General features: G+C 59.2%; 1 protein-coding gene. It reads right to left on the bottom strand.

Annotated features, from left to right (window positions below):
- A partial coding sequence (locus tag PHH40_04970) for a hypothetical protein (GenBank protein ID MDD2767075.1) occupies nt 1–1,420 on the bottom strand: 1,420 nt, incomplete at both ends.

Here is a 1,420-nt window from a genome sequence, read left to right as displayed (position 1 = left end):
CAGCGGGTGGAATTGCGTCAACTGTGCCATCAGATTCCCTTGTGGCGTTTGAAAGCCCGGCGTCTATCTGCACAACATCGCTCACGCCAAAACCCGGACCGGCCACGGCATTCATCTTCATGCCAAGCGTGGTCGGCTGCGGATTTGTGGTCGGGCGAACAAGGAATCCACCGTTTGTTTGTAGCACTTTGCCGCCAACTTTTTCAGCAACCAGTTTTGCCGACAACACAGTTTTGAAAGGCTCACCAGCAGGGTTTACAAGATCAGTTGGCAACGGATCAACAAACGAATCTTGCTGATCTTCACTTGCAGCCACCTGAGCCAACCCATTCACCCTGTCAAGATTTTGCTGTTCAGCAATATCAGCCACCATGGGCGTGTTGTTGACATTGAAGCCAGAACCAGGCGTAACTGTTGGCGATACTCCCATAGACGCGCCAGTTGGTGCTGCAGGCATGTTTGTCGGCATCAGCGTCGATACAGCGCGGGTCATTGGGCCGGGTGGCGGCGCGCTTGGTACAGGCGGCGCTTCTGGTGGCTGCACCACATCGGGCCTGGGAATGCCAAATGCTGCACCCATGCCAGCGCCTGCCACACCTTCCATGGTGGAATTGGCCACAACCCCACTCAGGGGGTCTACTTGGAACCCTTCGTTGTTCAGTGCGCTGTTGGTGGCGTATTTCTCCTGCCCGCCCTGAGCGAACTCTGGAACGGCTTCAGTCACGCCGCCTACGCCCATGCGTGACATCATGCCCGGCGCAGATTTGGCCACACCGCCGCGCAGCCCGGCTATGGTCCGCTCGATACCCAGACCTCCAGCTAACACACCCATCCCGGTTCCTAGAGCAATCTGACCCGAACTGTCACCGCCATAGGCTTGCTGTTCTGTCGCGCGCGCCTCGGCTTCTGCGTCGGATGCGCCCGCTGCCTTCATCCTCTGTTTGACCTCATCGTAAATCGCGCCCTTGGTTGCGCCCATTCCCTGAACGCCGCCTATCAGTGCCGGTGCAGCAAACCGTGCTGCTGTCGCCATTGGCCCGGCACCGCCCGTCATGGCTGCGGCTGCAATGGTGGGCACTGCTGTGCCTGCCGCTTGTGCCAGCAAAGCACCCGGAGCGACACCAGCCGCACGCAGGCCGATGCCAATCTGATCCATCCAGCCTTTTCCCTCGGCCTCTTGCATGATGGCTGCCACTTGTGCCTGATCTTGTTTGGCTGTGGCACTGAGTAGCCCGTTCAAGGCTTCGTCAGCACTTCGCAGCCCGCCAGACACGGCATTGTCAGCGCCGAACACATCCGACATCATGCGAACGCCTGTCACAGCGCCTTTGCCGAATTGCACGGCGGTATCTCCAATGGCACGCATGGTGCCGCGCGGCTCTATTGGTTGTTGGATTGCATCGTCCTGCGTTGCCAGGTC

This window comes from Candidatus Moraniibacteriota bacterium (assembly GCA_028688415.1).
Classification (GTDB): domain Bacteria; phylum Patescibacteriota; class Minisyncoccia; order Moranbacterales; family UBA1568; genus UBA1568.
This window is presented reverse-complemented; position numbering and strand designations above follow the sequence as displayed.